General features: G+C 39.8%; 15 protein-coding genes. 5 read left to right on the top strand and 10 right to left on the bottom strand.

Features of this window, described 5'->3' with window-relative positions:
* Positions 1-3 precede the first annotated feature (3 nt).
* Positions 4-1,590 (bottom strand): alpha,alpha-trehalase TreF, encoded by a 1,587-nt coding sequence (gene treF, locus D2V08_RS16905; RefSeq protein ID WP_182835584.1) that lies wholly within the window; start codon positions 1,588-1,590, stop codon positions 4-6.
* An 85-nt stretch (positions 1,591-1,675) separates the two neighbouring features.
* On the opposite strand from treF, the gene D2V08_RS16900 reads away from it, so the two are divergent.
* Both D2V08_RS16900 and D2V08_RS17425 read left to right on the top strand, forming a co-directional pair.
* On the top strand, positions 1,676-2,314 hold the full coding sequence (locus D2V08_RS16900; RefSeq protein ID WP_119609605.1) for a GntR family transcriptional regulator: 639 nt from the start codon (positions 1,676-1,678) through the stop codon (positions 2,312-2,314).
* Between the two features lie 58 nt (positions 2,315-2,372).
* Positions 2,373-2,519 carry a hypothetical protein gene (locus tag D2V08_RS17425; RefSeq protein WP_182835583.1) on the top strand — a complete coding sequence of 49 codons (147 nt, stop codon included), beginning with the start codon at positions 2,373-2,375 and terminating at the stop codon, positions 2,517-2,519.
* Between the two features lie 8 nt (positions 2,520-2,527).
* Here the strand turns inward: D2V08_RS17425 and D2V08_RS16895 are convergent, their stop codons facing one another.
* Positions 2,528-3,145, bottom strand: coding sequence for an NTP transferase domain-containing protein (locus D2V08_RS16895; RefSeq protein WP_245980613.1), 618 nt, complete (start codon positions 3,143-3,145; stop codon positions 2,528-2,530).
* 25 nt (positions 3,146-3,170) lie between these two features.
* Positions 3,171-3,422, bottom strand: a complete 252-nt coding sequence (locus D2V08_RS16890; RefSeq protein ID WP_119609603.1) for a MoaD/ThiS family protein — start codon at positions 3,420-3,422, stop codon at positions 3,171-3,173.
* A gap of 214 nt (positions 3,423-3,636) precedes the next feature.
* Here D2V08_RS16890 and D2V08_RS16885 point away from each other — a divergent pair, with 214 nt between their 5' ends.
* Positions 3,637-4,719 (top strand): vWA domain-containing protein, encoded by a 1,083-nt coding sequence (locus tag D2V08_RS16885; RefSeq protein WP_119609701.1) that lies wholly within the window; start codon positions 3,637-3,639, stop codon positions 4,717-4,719.
* Positions 4,720-4,792: 73 nt separating this feature from the next.
* Complete coding sequence (locus D2V08_RS16880) at positions 4,793-5,740, top strand: 3-keto-disaccharide hydrolase (RefSeq protein ID WP_119609602.1); 948 nt, start codon at positions 4,793-4,795, stop codon at positions 5,738-5,740.
* Positions 5,741-5,790: 50 nt separating this feature from the next.
* Here the strand turns inward: D2V08_RS16880 and D2V08_RS16875 are convergent, their stop codons facing one another.
* Genes D2V08_RS16875 through D2V08_RS16850 form a run of 6 tightly spaced genes read right to left on the bottom strand, consistent with a single transcriptional unit; the run spans position 5,791 to position 11,371 of the window.
* Positions 5,791-6,396 (bottom strand): 3-keto-disaccharide hydrolase, encoded by a 606-nt coding sequence (locus tag D2V08_RS16875; protein WP_119609601.1) that lies wholly within the window; start codon positions 6,394-6,396, stop codon positions 5,791-5,793.
* 39 nt (positions 6,397-6,435) lie between these two features.
* The gene (locus tag D2V08_RS16870; RefSeq protein WP_119609600.1) at positions 6,436-7,881 is read right to left on the bottom strand and encodes a M14 family metallopeptidase; all 1,446 of its coding nucleotides are present in this window, start codon (positions 7,879-7,881) and stop codon (positions 6,436-6,438) included.
* A gap of 5 nt (positions 7,882-7,886) precedes the next feature.
* A complete protein-coding gene (locus tag D2V08_RS16865) occupies positions 7,887-8,546 on the bottom strand; it encodes a peptidoglycan recognition protein family protein (RefSeq protein ID WP_119609599.1) in 660 nt (219 codons plus the stop codon).
* On the bottom strand, positions 8,533-8,976 hold the full coding sequence (locus D2V08_RS16860; RefSeq protein ID WP_245980612.1) for a 3D domain-containing protein: 444 nt from the start codon (positions 8,974-8,976) through the stop codon (positions 8,533-8,535). Before D2V08_RS16860 ends, D2V08_RS16865 begins: the two co-directional genes overlap by 14 nt.
* A complete protein-coding gene (locus D2V08_RS16855) occupies positions 8,973-10,463 on the bottom strand; it encodes an FG-GAP repeat domain-containing protein (RefSeq protein WP_119609598.1) in 1,491 nt (496 codons plus the stop codon). Before D2V08_RS16855 ends, D2V08_RS16860 begins: the two co-directional genes overlap by 4 nt.
* Positions 10,464-10,498: 35 nt before the next feature.
* A complete protein-coding gene (locus D2V08_RS16850) occupies positions 10,499-11,371 on the bottom strand; it encodes a pirin family protein (RefSeq protein WP_119609597.1) in 873 nt (290 codons plus the stop codon).
* A gap of 51 nt (positions 11,372-11,422) precedes the next feature.
* Here D2V08_RS16850 and D2V08_RS16845 point away from each other — a divergent pair, with 51 nt between their 5' ends.
* Positions 11,423-12,757, top strand: coding sequence for a serine hydrolase domain-containing protein (locus D2V08_RS16845; RefSeq protein WP_119609596.1), 1,335 nt, complete (start codon positions 11,423-11,425; stop codon positions 12,755-12,757).
* Between the two features lie 826 nt (positions 12,758-13,583).
* On the opposite strand, the gene D2V08_RS16840 is transcribed toward D2V08_RS16845, so the two are convergent.
* Positions 13,584-14,426, bottom strand: a complete 843-nt coding sequence (locus D2V08_RS16840; protein ID WP_119609595.1) for a 1,4-dihydroxy-2-naphthoyl-CoA synthase — start codon at positions 14,424-14,426, stop codon at positions 13,584-13,586.
* Positions 14,427-14,528: the final 102 nt, after the last annotated feature.

Below are 14,528 nucleotides of genomic sequence, written 5' to 3'. Positions count from 1 at the left end.
GTTTTAATTAGGACGGTCTAATTCCTCCAATATTTTTTTGAATCCCAGTGCAACACCATTGGTCCATCCAAAACCATCTTGAGTTGGATACTCCCCCCCACCTGAAAGTAAGGATAGGTCTTCCACATTATATTTCTCCATCATTTTTCCGGTATTGGCGTATACTCTTTCGTTGAGCGTAAGCCAACGGGTCATAATTTCTTTGGCTTCATCCACATAACCATAATTCAATAACCCATTAACCGTTAGCCACTGTAACGGAGCCCAACCATTCGGGGCATCCCATTGTTGTCCGCTATGTTCCAAGGTAGTAACCAGCCCCCCTTCTTTTAAAAAGGTATTCATAATCACATCTTTCACTTTTTCTGCTTGTTCTGGACTGGCAATTTCAAAAAACAATGGCGTAACACCGGCCAAGGTAAGTTTTGATGTCATGTTTTTATCTTCAAAATTGTAATCGTGATAAAATCCAGTGGTTTCGTTCCAAAAATAATCTTGAATGATAGCTTTCCTACTAGCTGCCAATTCTGAAAAGTGGTTTTGAACTTCCTCCTCCCCTTTGATGCCATTTGCTTTGGCTAGGCTTTTTTCCATAAAGTAAAGCAAACAGTTAAGGTCTACAGGCAGTATGGAAATGGTTTCCGTGGAAGCAAGCCCTCCCGCTTCACCAAACCATCTGGAGCTAAAATCCCAACCTGATGCGGCAGCAGAGCGTAAATTTTTATATAGTCGCTGCTTTAAAGAGTCAGATGTTAGATTTTGGGCCAGCAAGTAATCTTCTTTATAGGACTCTGGCCTAGGTGTATTGCCCGAATCCCAATAGCGATTTAATGTCATGCCCCCATTGAGATTTACCACTCGTTTTATTGGTTTAAGGCTATCCCCTGTAGCCTCGCCCTCAATCCAGTAATTGTATTCCTTGGTCATCTGTGGTAGGTACTTTACCATTAAATTTTCATCGTTACGAGCAATGGCATCTACCATTAATGCGAAATATGGTGGTTGGGAACGTGTTTTATAGTAATCACGGGTACCATTGGGTATAAATCCTAGGGAATCAATTAAAAAGGCAAAATTATCCACCATGCTTTGGGCGATTTCCTCTTCCTGATCCACCAATAATCCTTCTAAGGTGAAATAGCTGTCCCAATAATAAATTTCCTGAAAGCGACCACCTGGAACAATATAATTATGAGGAAGAGCTATTCGGGAAGAATGGGCAAACACACTATCTGGATTTCGCTTTAAAATATCCCACATATGGGAAATATGGCTATACATATTTTGGGTGCTGTCCAGTTCAAATTGAAGTCCTTTTAGAGACTTGTTCTCAAAGTTTTCAAGAACAAAATTCTCTAAGTTAAAACCTTGATTATCTTTACTTTTAATATATTCCTCTTCAAGTATTGCTATATCTTTTTTAGGCACTAAATCCACAAAGGTTTTTGAATCTTCAAATATAGCCGACATCTGCACCTCTTTGAACAGCTCTGTTTTATATAGGCTTACAGCTTCTTTTTTGGTTTGTTCCGATTGTTTACAACCTATGATGAACAATAACAGGAGTGTTCCCAGCAACCATTTTTTCATTGTATTCAATTTAAATTAGGCTAAATATATAATAATAAGAGCAATAGAAACACGTTAAATCGTATACGATTTTTATTTTAGTGTTATGGGACCAAGAGTTGTACTACGCGACAAAATTAAAGAACATTTGTTACTACAAATTCAAAAAGGGAATTTAAAAGTGGGTAAAACTGTGAATCTAGCGGCTCTTTCGAGAGCAACGGGTATCAGTGTGACCCCTATCCGTGAGGCATTGAGTCAGTTAGAGCATGCTCAGGTGTTGCAAGCTATTCCCAATCGGGGATTTGTAGTGGCACAACTTTCAAAATCCGAGGTCAAGAACCTCATAGAAATCGTGGCCCGATTAGAGGTGATGGCTTTGGAGCATTCGGAGTTCAATCCAGAAGAAATGACCATTTTGAAGCAACTGCAATCGGAAATGGAAGCTTCGGAGAACCTTGCTGAGGGGCTTACGGCACGATTTAAATTTCATAATCATTTGGTGCAGCACGCTACCAACAAAGTGTTGCTGCAAATTTTGAAAGACCTCAAGCTAAGGCTTCATTTTTACGAATATGATTTTATCCAAGACTTTGAATTCTTTAAAATGCTGAACAATCAAACCCGTTCTGTGGTGGAGGCCATTCAAGAGGACAATGTACCTACAGCAGCATTAATATTGCGTATGCATTGGATGTCCATTCTTGAGCACATCGAAGGACAAATCAACGTTAAAAAAGGTTAATCTTCTGATTGTCAAAATAAAATAACCCTAATTTCGTTTTTAGGTAAAATAATTCACAATGAATTTCTTAAATAAGGAAATAGAATCACGTACCAAGCGAAAAAAGTCAAAATCACTCGTTAAAAGACAGATTTCCTGCGGTACCTTTCAAGATTTGGAAACTTTGGATGTGGACAATCATAAAAGAACAACGCCAAGAAACTAACCTCTCTCCTATTCTGCCAGCTTCTTTTTTACAAAATCATGATCTGATGGTAAATTCGCGTTAAAAAGTACCTGTTCATCCTTTGGTTTTACCAATTCAATATCAGTATTCATCAAAAATATTTTCGGGCTCCTGTTGTTGGAATCCTCTAGGAATTTCAAAGCTTTTTCTAACCCATTTGTTTCCCAAATGCAAGCCAAAGGTTCTGGTTGCCCCATTTCTTGGTTAAAAAAGGCTGTTGCATCTTTTTTAGGGTTTCTTAGTTCAATTAAATGCTGCAAAGCTTCTGAATTCATAAAAGGTAAGTCACATGCCAACACCAACCAAGCCACATCTTTATGAGCTTCGTATGCACTTAAGATGCCATTAAAAGGTCCTTTAAATTTATCTTGATCTAGTATGGTTTTGAGCCCTGAAGGCACTTCATCAAGCTGTTTTTCTTGAACGCTTAGGAATACATCGTCACACAACCCTTTTAAAAGCTGATACAGGTATTCACGCTGCGGAAGACCGTGATAATCCACAAGCCCCTTGTCCTCCCCCATTCGTGTGCTTGCTCCACCAGACAGCACCAGTCCAAATAATTTGGATTGATTTGCAACTGATGTATTGGGTTTTGGCTTCACAATGTTATGTTAATCAAGAAATGCTTTACACACTTGGAGGTGGAATCAATGCGATTTCGTCGTAAGAATTTATCTTCTCATTATCCGAAACATAATTCTGATTGACCGCAACGGTCACTTTGGATATGGATTTGAGTTCAGGGTATGTATTTTCAAGAAACTTTTTGAGCTCCCCTACGGTATTTGGAATTTTTCTCCCACTCAAGCTTGCTGTTGGAACAGATAAGGTGGGCGTTCCAATAATATCCTTAGTGGCGCCGAACAAAAGTATAGTCATAGTATCAACCTATTAGTGTTATTGTTTGTTTTGATTTTGGTTAGATAGGTTGGTAGATTTTGTTGGGGTGAAAATATTAAAAATTGCTTGGACCACTATCATTTTAACAAGTGTAAATTTCTTTTAACTTTTCTTTAGTTTAATTCTAGGCTTCGCAGATACTTTTCAACCAAATTAAGCGTTCTGCTTGCAGAACCTTAACTTTAATATGAAAATGAAAAGTATACTTCAATACACATTCCTATTATCCTTTAGCCTTATTTTATTTTCTTGCGGAAACGCAGATGACGATGTCAGTTTTAATATAAATGACAGGGAACTTGGCCTTGGCGAAGAGCCTGATGATTGCCTAGGTTTTGGTGAAAATGAATTGTTATTGTCCATTCAAGATGAGTTTACCACTTTGCCCGGAAAAGTTTCCGTGCTTTTTAGGGTTTCTGATTTGATGGGCAATCCGATTTCAGGATTATCTGCTGACCAATTTTCTATTTATGAACAAGGTCGAAACGATGATTGTTTCAATTCCATATCCTCTTCGGAATCCTTTGCCCGAATCTCCCCAAACTCACAAGTGTTCAATAATAACACGCTCTTAGTATTGGATTTGAGTAATAGTGTGTTGGAAGGTAGTTTGGACGAATTGAAGGCGGCTACCACGAGTTTCATCAATAATGTGATGCCTACGCCTGCTTCAGAATCTTTCAAAATGGCGATTTATTGGTTTGATGGTGAAGACGAACTTCATTTATTGAACCCATTGACGTCATCAGCTACCGAATTGACAGCTTCCGTAGACGGTATCACAACGGATATCAGCAACGACCCATCCACCGATTTGTATGGTGCCGTGATAAAATCAACAAACATTGCCGAGGATTTGCTCGATGAAAATTCAGAAGTAATCAACGCTGCATCAGTGGTCTTGTTCACGGACGGAACCGACCAAGCATCCCGCTACAGAGAATCCGATGCCTTGCGAGCTGTTGAAGAAGCAGATAGAAATATATCGTTCTTTACCATTGGGCTTGGGGCCGAAATAGACACCGAAGTTTTAGAGCAAATCGGTAAAACAGCCAGTGTTTTTGCTAGCAATTCGGAAGAATTGGAAAACACCTTCAACGATATCTCCGAACGTGTAGAGGAGCAAGCCGGAAGCTACTACCTTTTTGAATATTGCACTCCAAAACGTGATGGTAGCGGCGAAAGTAACTTAGTGATTCAACTGACACATAATAGTCTACAGGGCGCAGTACAGACCAAGTTTAGCGCTAAAGGATTTGAAGGCGGATGCGAGTAAGTAGAGTCCTATGCCAACCTAAATAATTTTTGGATTATATGTATCTTGTTCAGCAATTAAACTAAACAGATATATGATGACCCAAAGAAAAACGATTTACACTTTCGTTTGCACTTTACTTTTAGCTTTTACAAGCAGTCTTTACGCCCAGCACATTAGCCCATTAGAAGGTAGATGGGACTTGGAAATGGATTTTATGGGGAAAACCTCCCCTTCTTGGCTGGAAATTAGACATTCTGGAACCGCCACGCTTTTGGGCCGTTTTGTTTTTGCTTTTGGTAGCGCAAGACCTATTGCCGAAGTGGAAACTTACGGAGACAACAAGTTTACCTTTAGTATTCCGAATCAGTGGGAGCCCAAGGGCAGCGATATGATTTTTCACGGTGAATTGGATGGTGATGTATTAAAAGGCACCTTAATCTTTACTGATGGTTCTATCATCAATTGGACGGGTGTGAAAGCTCCAGAATTGGAATACACCGAAAATCCAAAATGGGGAAAAACTATTGACGTGTTCAATGGCAAAGACCTTTCGGGTTGGCACGTGGATGGTGAAAAAAACCAATGGGTGGTAAAAGATGGTGTGCTGACGAGCCCAGAGTCTGGCTCTAACCTGATTACCGATGAAAAATTTCAAGATTTTAAACTGCACGTAGAATTCCGTTACCCAGAAGGTAGCAATAGTGGTATTTACCTTCGAGGACGTTACGAAGTTCAAATTGTGGATAGCGAAGGTTTGGAACCTTCCGATATTTACCTAGGTGGCGTTTATGGCTTTTTGGAACCGAATGAGAATGCCTCTAAACCTGCTGGTGAATGGCAGACGTATGATATTACCTTGATTGGACGAAGAGTAACGGTAACCCTAAACGGTAAAACTGTTATTTCCGATGCTACCATTCCCGGAATTACAGGAGGCGCATTGGACAGTAAAGAGGGTGAACCTGGACCATTTATGATTCAGGGAGACCATGGCCCAATTGAATACAGAAGTTTTGAAGTAACTCCTTTGAAAAATTAGGGACTAAGATTTAAAATAAAAAAAGCCCGATTTTTATAATCGGGCTTTTTTTATTGTACATCCAAGGAAACGAGCTGAATGTTTCTCCATTTAACACGGATACCTCCTCCATCATGTATTTGAAGTGCAATGGCTCCTTCGCCCTTGCCGATTTTTTCGTCTTTCAGGTGTACCATTTCCACCCCGTTTAGCCATGATGTGACTTCGGAGCCTTCCACTCGAATTTTCATGGTGTTCCACTCCCCCATTTTTAAGGCCTTGTCTTTTTCCGGGCCTGGTTTTATCAACCAACCACGACCATAAGATTCGTAGATTCCTCCCGTATCTTTTCCTGGAGGGGCTACCTCTACTTGCCATCCCGTTACTTTAGTGCCTTCAAAAGTAGAACGGATAAAAACACCACTATTGCCATCCGCCTCTTGTTTAAACTCCAAGGTCAACTCAAAATCTTTATAGAATTTTTCTGTTGACAAATAGCCGTAATCTGCCTTCGGACCACTTTCGCAAATTAACTCTCCATCCTCCACAAACCATTTTTCTTCACCGTGATTGACCCAACCATCCAGGTTTTCACCATTAAAAAGAGTGATAGATTCTTGTGCGAAAGTCAATTGTGCTGCCAATAGGCATAGTCCTACTAAAATTTGTTTCTTCATTTTTATGTACTAAAGGGTTATTGAATATTTTTCTGAAATTTACTGACCAGTAATCAATCCATTTCCTGTATCCTGTTTATTTAAAGGTTTGGACAGGTCAATAAGAAAACCATTGATTACGGCATGGGTCAACTTTTCATCCTTTTCTAAAAAGAAGGTGGGATTGATACCCGGCTGCATTCTAAAACTTTTTAATTCAAAGTCCTTATTTACCATAATCAAAGGCAGGTGAACAAATTCACTTTTTTCTGGTTTTTCAGTTTCAACGTAGGCTACCCCATTTTTTAATAAATCCATGGCATCTCCAATCTGCTCTACCTTGGCCATCTTTGGTGGCACGATTTTATATCCTTGTGCATCAAAGGTTTTGTAGGCGTAATAGGTAGACAAATCACCTTGGTCCGCTACGGAGCTGTTGTAATAAAACTGGTTATGTCCCTCTAAATCCACTTCGTTATTAAAAATCCCCAGGTCTAGAATATAATCATCTCCTAAAAGTTCGTAAGTGACGTTTTCAATTTTCAGATCAAATAGTTTTCTGTCGTTACGTGGAATCTTTTCATAGTCTTCAATTGGAATATTTTTGAAAGATTCATTGGCAATTGTGTACAGGGCAGAAAGGATGGACACATAGTTCAGTTTTCTGATTTCTTGCTTTTCTGGGTCCCCGGGATAACCTCCAGATTCAATTAGGATTAAGCTTGTGCCCCATTTTGCAATATTGTCGCCAAAAGCACGAGGTTCAAAATCATCACTATACCTTCCTACTTGCCCTGGAGCATAGTTTTGGATGATTTCGTTCATGTAGACTATTACTTTCATGGCATTGGCACGCACTTCATTGATGTCCTTCTCATAATTATAGGCCGTAGCCAAATAGGAAATCGTGGCAGGTTTTTCTGTACTTTCAGCATTGTAGTATGTACTTTGGTCGTGAAGATTAAAACCAAAATCCGCATCCAAACTATCGCGCAGCCGTTTTAATGTCTGTCCTTCCGGTGATTGCAATCGCAAAGCATCGCGATTAATATCAATACCCAATGCATTTCGTCTTGTAAATACTTCTGCGCCATCAGGATTGAGCATAGGCAAAAAGTGAAGCTTCAATTTGGAAAGAATCGCTTCTTTTTCTTCTTGGAATTCCGGGGCATTCAAAAAATTCAGGATATCAAAAATAGCTTGTGTGGCCGTGGGCTCATTACCATGCATTTGTGACCAAAGAAAAATGTTACTATCTCCAGATCCAATACTGATCAAATGTAAATCTCGACCTTGAATGGACTGTCCTACTTTCTGGACTTCAAACTTTGGGTTGGCCTTGAATTTTTGAATCAAAGGCTGAATATCGGCGTGTTTTATTCTACGCTCCCCTATGCTCGGTTCTTTATAATCCTCATAGGTCTCATATAATTGGGAGGTCAACTCATCTTGTGCATGCACAGTAAAAGCGAGCAGTATAATTATCAAAGGAATCAGTTTCTTCATGATCTTTATTGTTTTGTTGGAACAGGTTTAAAGTTAAATTTTTTAGTGGCTTTTCTAACCTTTTCTACGAAATCCATTCCTGGATCTGTTTTTTTAGTTCGATAACCATCATCTACCTCAAGCCAAAGTGGATGACCTTCAAATAAAGTATATTCTTGGTGGCCGATCACGTAATCGATATTATATTTTGAAGCCAGATACTTTACCAAATAAATATTTGATTTTAATTGTTGTTTGGTCAACGGCATCCCTTTCGTCCCCCCAACATTTTCAATGCCAATGGCACAATGGTTCAACCCAATGGTATGGCGTGCCATGGTGGTTTCAGGCATTAATCGATAAATGGTTCCATCTTGATCTACCAAAAAATGGGAGGACACATTTAGCCCGCTTACATTCACCAAATCGGGTCGCCAATTGGGCAGAGTGGAACGGTTGAAGGCTTCGAACGATTTTTTTAACGATGGAATTGCAGTCCAGTGAAGTACCACCATTTTCGGAGTAATTTCTGGGGTATCTTGGTCTAACTTATACCTATTTAAGAGGTATTCCTTGGTCAGCTCAATACGTTGTTCGTCAAAAATAATGGGAATATCCACAATTTCCTTTTTAGTGGAACATGCTCCCAAAGCTAACGCAAATACAATTAAGCTAATCTTTTTCATTCGTAATATTTAAAATAGAGTCGGTGGGGACGGCATAGCAGATTATCAGTTTTCTTCTACCCCATTCTCTTGCTTTTTTCACATTTTTTCCCATGTAGATGTCGATTCTGTTCCGCCATCGATAATTCATTTTATCTTTTACATAAAAAGTATCTGGAAAGGTATCTATTTTGACCATGGTATTATGGGTGAGTCCCATTTTAATGAGGTCACGGGAAACAGCTATACTTTTCATGCCAGGTTTTAGGGTATCTCCCCATGCTGCAACAGTAGGACTGATACTATCCGTTTGCCAAAAAACCGAATTGTATGCAGAAGCTACCACTTCATGCCCGTACCATTCGTATTTTGGGGCAGGTTCAGTTTGGGGATTCTCTTTTGGTGAGCAACCAATAAGGATTAAGATTACTATGGAAAAACCTTTTTTCAATGCAATGTGTTTTCCAGGACCATAATATCCACATTGCTGTTTTTCCAGCGGTTGGATAATACTTCGGGGACAGGTGTGAATCCAAGGGTTAAGGAACTCAATACTAAATCTTCGTCACCGTCATCATCAATATCCGCTGCATCCATTAAAAACCAACGCGCCATGGATGGGTCTTCCAAAATATTTGTAGCAAAAACATAATTTTCTGAATCCTGGTTCTCGAGATATACAAAAGTTAATTCTGGAAATTCCAGGTAATTCGGAAAAGTACTGATCAAGGCAAAATCTAGATCTCCATCTTGGTCAAAATCGCGCGACACCACCCTTGTCGCTCCATACATTGGATAAAAGAAGGATTCTGAATAGGTATTATCACCATTGTTGAGATAAATCCGCATGCCATGATAAGGTTTGTGTACATAGGAGATATCCGCATTGTCGCCCTGAACCGTAATAATATCTTCCAGACCATCCCCATTGTAATCTACCAATTCATACCAACTGGTTCCAAAAACCGGGCTGAACTCCAAGACCTTTTTTGCTTCAAACTTCAAATCTTCCGTTTGGTAAAAGACGGTAATACTCTCATTACTTTGCGTCATTAGAGCTACAATATCTTTTTTTCCATCATTGTTCATGTCCTTTGCCACGGTTCGGATGGCCCCGGGAAGATTCAATAATACTTTTTTGTCATACTGTCCTGAGTTGTTCTCGATCAAAAGTGATAATCGCCCGGATTGATTTCCAAATTCACTAACAACAATCTCATTTTTCCCATCATCGTTTAGGTCTTCCAATAGGGTATGAACAGGTCTATGAAAATTTTGGTCAATCGAGAGTGTATCCTGCCCTATTCTTCGAATTATTTTTCCCTTTTCCAATTCTGAAGGTCGTATGATTCCAACTTCACTGATAATTTCAACAGAATCTTTTTTACTATACCAGGTAACAGGTGTTTTTCCTTGATAAAGTTGTTCGGAGTGCTCTTTATCAAAATTGAAGAAGCCCAAATTTCCCGTAAGATCTCCGAAGTATACTTGGTTAAGGCTATCTAAAAATTGTAAATAGGTGATCATAGCCCCATTTTGAGCATCCACAGCAAAGGGTTTGGGCGTAAAAAGCTTCAGGGTATCTGCTTTGGGCACTTGTATGGGCTTTAAAGTTTCGGGTGCATTGCTTACAATATAATGCTCCAGCTGAGCCCATTCCTTTATGGTAATTTTTGGTCGAAATCCAGTTGGCCCCGCAACGGGGTCTTGGTAAAGACCTTCAACATCCATGCGCTCCAACATTGCCGGCAACACCGATTTTTTCCAAACCTCTTTGGTTAGTTCATCAATTTTTGGTGCTAGGTGGCAACTGGCGCAATATTTATTGTAGAGTTGTGCTTCCTCTTGCTGTTTTGGTTTTTCTTTTTTACAGGAACCCAACACAAAAATGAGTGTAAGGAAAACTATTTTTGGGGAAATTTTTAGGCTATCTGGCATTGGCTGGTTACGGTTTTAAGGTTTAGTGCGCCACTTTAGTTTGGTAAAGGAACATAGGTGTTGTCATTCTCCATCATCGGAAAAGTTTTATCGGACCACGCTTTTTTGGCCTGTTTCAGCTTTTCTTTGCTGGAAGAAACAAAATTCCAATAAATATAACGTTCCTCTGGAAAAGGTTCGCCCCCAAATAACAATAAATGAGTGTTGGGTTGTAGTTTTATGTTGCAGGTATCTTCAACCTTGGAAACTAAAATATTTCCTTCTTCTACCAATTCACCACAGGCTTCTATTCCTCCTTCCACGATACAGATACCAATTTCTCCTTTTAAATTTCCATTTACATTGAGTGTGTAAGCTTCTACACTTTTGACTTCTACCATAAAAAGATTGGAATGCACGGGTACTGGCGATTTTCTTCCATAGCCTTCGCCTGCGACCAGCTTAAATTCGGTATTTCCATCGGTCCATTTAGGAATATCTTTCGCATCAATATGATGGAATTCGGGTTCCATGTTCTCAAGATTTTTTGGTAAGGCGACCCAAATCTGATAGCCATGGGCAGTAAAGGTGTTCCCATTGCGCATATCGGGTGGTGTGCGTTCGGTATGGGTAACTCCCTTCCCGGCCGTCATCCAGTTTACGGAGCCAGGCTTGATCCGTTGGTGCGTGCCCAGACTATCTTCGTGGATTATTTCGCCCTCGAGCATAAACGTTAAGGTAGACAAACCCATGTGTGGATGTTGGTTTACATCCATATATTTTTCAGGCCCTAATTGTGTGGGTCCCATATGGTCTATAAAAATGAATGGGCCGATCATGCGTTTCTTACGGAAAGGAATAAGTCTTCCCACCAAAAAGTCGCCAATATCTCTACTTCGTTCTTCAATGATTAATCCAATGTTGGACATGTATAAATGTTTATATTTAGATGCAGAAAGTTACAAATACATCCTATAACCATGAAACTACTTAAGCGTGTTTTGCTGCTCCTACTTATTGTAATCGGAGTGGCCATCTATTTTAATTATCCCAAATTGAACATTATTTCAGGCTATGCTGCCAAAAATATGGCTTCAGGGGTTTATGTCGCCCACCGTTCGGCAGCAAGCATTAATCAATACGATAATAGTGCTCCTTTGATTGAAATTGCTTCGACCGAAGTAAATGAGCAGGAAGAATCAGCTTCTTCAACTGTATATGGTTTGATGGAGCGTACCGCAGTATATCGCGATGGATTGGGAACGGTTTTGGTCAATGATGATTATGACCCGGAAAAACTCACCATCAGACCACAAAGAAATCAGCCCCCTGATACCATTCCTTATCCATTTGGGCAAGCAGCTCCGATTGATACTGTTTTGCCAGAAGTAGATATGGATCAAATCAATAAGGCCATTGCCATGGCTTTTTCTGAACCGGAAACACAGAAAACACGAACCCTGCTTATTTTATACAAAGGCCATCTAATTGCCGAAAGATACATTGATGGTTTTGATAAGGATACTCCTATTTTGGGCTGGTCCATGACCAAAAGTGTTTTGGCCACATACTTTGGAATTTTGGAGCATCAGGGAAAATTGGAAATGGATTGGCCAGCACCCATACCTGAATGGAAAGATGACGAACGAAAGAACATTACATTAAATCATCTGCTGCGTATGCAAAGCGGATTAGCGTGGGACGAGGATTATACGGGCATATCTGACGTTACTCGAATGTTGTTTTTGGACAGTGATATGACCCAGGCCCAGCGTGATAAAAAAGCGATTGCAAAGCCTACAGAGATTTGGAACTATTCCTCCGGAACCACGAATTTATTATCGGGTATCCTAAGACAACAGTTTCGTAGTCATCAGGAGTATTTGAATTTCCCCTACTCCACATTAATTGATAAAATTGGAATGTATTCCATGATCATGGAAGCTGATATTGCTGGAAATTATGTAGGCTCTTCCTATTCGTGGGCCAGTACAAGAGACTGGGCGCGATTTGGTCAACTGTATCTAGATAAAGGAAACTGGAACGGTGAGCAACTATTCGATTCTACTTGGGTAGATTATATTACTACTCCGACGGTTAATTCTGATGGCACGTATGGGGCTCACTTTTGGTTGAATGCTGAAGGAAAGTATCCTGATGTGCCTAAAGACCTGTTTTCTTGCAATGGTTTTGAAGGTCAACATGTATTTATGATTCCTTCGAAAGACTTGGTCGTTGTACGAACCGGTTTGGCCGAGGAACCGTTTTTTGATATAAACGGTGTCTTGTCAAACATCGTAAAAGCAGTACCATAAATCGGTGTGATATACTAAAACGACCATAAAACCACAGGATATTGACACTTCACAACAATAATTTCGTTTACGGGAACACTGGTGGTACTTTTATCATGTAATAATAAACGAAAGTAATTTTTTCATTTTCATATAGTGTTCTCGTAAAAGAGTCTTGACCCAAGTGGCAGGGCTCTTTTCTATTTAGGGCTATCCTAAACTTTTGGATTGACATGAATTTCACGAATTACTGTAACTCTGTCATTCTGAGTGCAGCGAAGAATCTCACAAATATTTATAAAATAATTCTTCAAACGTTCCACTCCTTCAGAATAACTGTTTCAATGCGGTAAACAGCACTTGAATTACAATTAATGCTGATGTGACAACAAGTAGCAGTCTCTTCACAACAATAATTTCTCTAAAGTTGAGTTGCGGACTACATTTACTATGTAATAATTAACGAAAGTAATTTTTTCATTTTCATATAGTGTTCTCGTAAAAGAGTCTTGACCCAAGTGGCAGGGCTCTTTTCTATTTAGGGCTATCCTAAACTTTTGGATTGACACGAATTTCACGAATCACACTAATACTTGTCATTCTGAGCGCTGCGAAGAATCTCCTATTAATTCAATCATCAAGAACCAGGATTTGGGTCTACACATTTCTATCCGTCACCCTGAACTCGTTTCAGGGTCTCATCTTTAATCCGTGGATTCCGTCTCAAAGCACGGAATGACACACAGAGTTTTAAGATAAAGTATGCACCTCTAGTTTCTTCAGTCATTTCACTTCTTCAGCATGACAACAAGTAATTGTAAATTGTTTATTGCAAACTTACATTGCTTTACGGAATCCACTTGTCTTTTCCAAAATCGGGCTTGCGTTTTTCTAAGAATGCGTTTCTACCTTCTTTGGCTTCATCGGTCATATAGGCCAAACGTGTAGCTTCTCCGGCGAATACTTGCTGCCCTACCATTCCATCGTCGGTAAGATTCATAGCGAATTTCAACATTTTTATAGATGTTGGTGACTTTGCCAAAACTTCTTGAGCCCACTTGTAAGCTGTGTCCTCTAATTCATCGTGCGGGATAACGGCATTCACCATACCCATTTCATAAGCTTCTTGTGCAGAGTAGTTTCTTCCCAAAAAGAAAATTTCACGGGCTTTTTTCTGTCCTACCATTTTTGCAAGATATGCTGAACCATATCCACCATCAAAACTAGTCACGTCAGCATCTGTCTGTTTAAAAATAGCATGTTCTTTACTGGCAAGGGTCATATCACAAACCACGTGAAGGCTGTGCCCTCCCCCAACGGCCCATCCGGGCACTACGGCAATCACCACTTTGGGCATAAAACGAATCAAACGTTGCACTTCCAGAATATTCAAACGATGGTAACCATCGTCGCCAACATACCCTTTGTGTCCACGTGCTTTTTGGTCACCGCCACTACAGAAGGCCCATTTGCCATCTTTGGACGAAGGCCCTTCACCGGAAAGTAACACCACACCAATAGAAGTGTCTTCCTGGGCATCGTAGAAGGCTTTATAAAGTTCGCTAGTGGTCTTTGGCCTGAAAGCGTTACGTATATCGGGACGATTAAAAGCAATACGAGCTACGCCGTTACATTTTTTATAGGTGATATCCTCAAATTCCGTGGCGGTCTGCCAGTTGGGTGATTCCATAGTTCTATTTTTTGTTGCACCACAAAATAACGGAAATTCTAGTTTACGACCATTGTAGAAAATTTGGTTTAAAGTTTTAAGACATCAAAAACGTTATCTTTA

This window comes from Flagellimonas lutimaris (genome assembly GCF_003581615.1).
Taxonomy (GTDB): domain Bacteria; phylum Bacteroidota; class Bacteroidia; order Flavobacteriales; family Flavobacteriaceae; genus Flagellimonas; species Flagellimonas lutimaris.
This window is presented reverse-complemented; position numbering and strand designations above follow the sequence as displayed.

Excerpts from the sequence above, each read along its gene's own strand:
- treF (WP_182835584.1), bottom strand. The coding sequence starts at position 1,590 with ATGAAAAAATGGTTGCTGGGAACACTCCTGTTATTGTTCATCATAGGT.
- D2V08_RS16900 (WP_119609605.1), top strand. The coding sequence starts at position 1,676 with ATGGGACCAAGAGTTGTACTACGCGACAAAATTAAAGAACATTTGTTA.
- D2V08_RS17425 (WP_182835583.1), top strand. The coding sequence starts at position 2,373 with ATGAATTTCTTAAATAAGGAAATAGAATCACGTACCAAGCGAAAAAAG.
- D2V08_RS16890 (WP_119609603.1), bottom strand. The coding sequence starts at position 3,422 with ATGACTATACTTTTGTTCGGCGCCACTAAGGATATTATTGGAACGCCC.
- D2V08_RS16885 (WP_119609701.1), top strand. The coding sequence starts at position 3,637 with ATGAAAAGTATACTTCAATACACATTCCTATTATCCTTTAGCCTTATT.
- D2V08_RS16880 (WP_119609602.1), top strand. The coding sequence starts at position 4,793 with ATGATGACCCAAAGAAAAACGATTTACACTTTCGTTTGCACTTTACTT.
- D2V08_RS16875 (WP_119609601.1), bottom strand. The coding sequence starts at position 6,396 with ATGAAGAAACAAATTTTAGTAGGACTATGCCTATTGGCAGCACAATTG.
- D2V08_RS16870 (WP_119609600.1), bottom strand. The coding sequence starts at position 7,881 with ATGAAGAAACTGATTCCTTTGATAATTATACTGCTCGCTTTTACTGTG.
- D2V08_RS16865 (WP_119609599.1), bottom strand. The coding sequence starts at position 8,546 with ATGAAAAAGATTAGCTTAATTGTATTTGCGTTAGCTTTGGGAGCATGT.
- D2V08_RS16855 (WP_119609598.1), bottom strand. The coding sequence starts at position 10,463 with ATGCCAGATAGCCTAAAAATTTCCCCAAAAATAGTTTTCCTTACACTC.
- D2V08_RS16850 (WP_119609597.1), bottom strand. The coding sequence starts at position 11,371 with ATGTCCAACATTGGATTAATCATTGAAGAACGAAGTAGAGATATTGGC.
- D2V08_RS16845 (WP_119609596.1), top strand. The coding sequence starts at position 11,423 with ATGAAACTACTTAAGCGTGTTTTGCTGCTCCTACTTATTGTAATCGGA.
- D2V08_RS16840 (WP_119609595.1), bottom strand. The coding sequence starts at position 14,426 with ATGGAATCACCCAACTGGCAGACCGCCACGGAATTTGAGGATATCACC.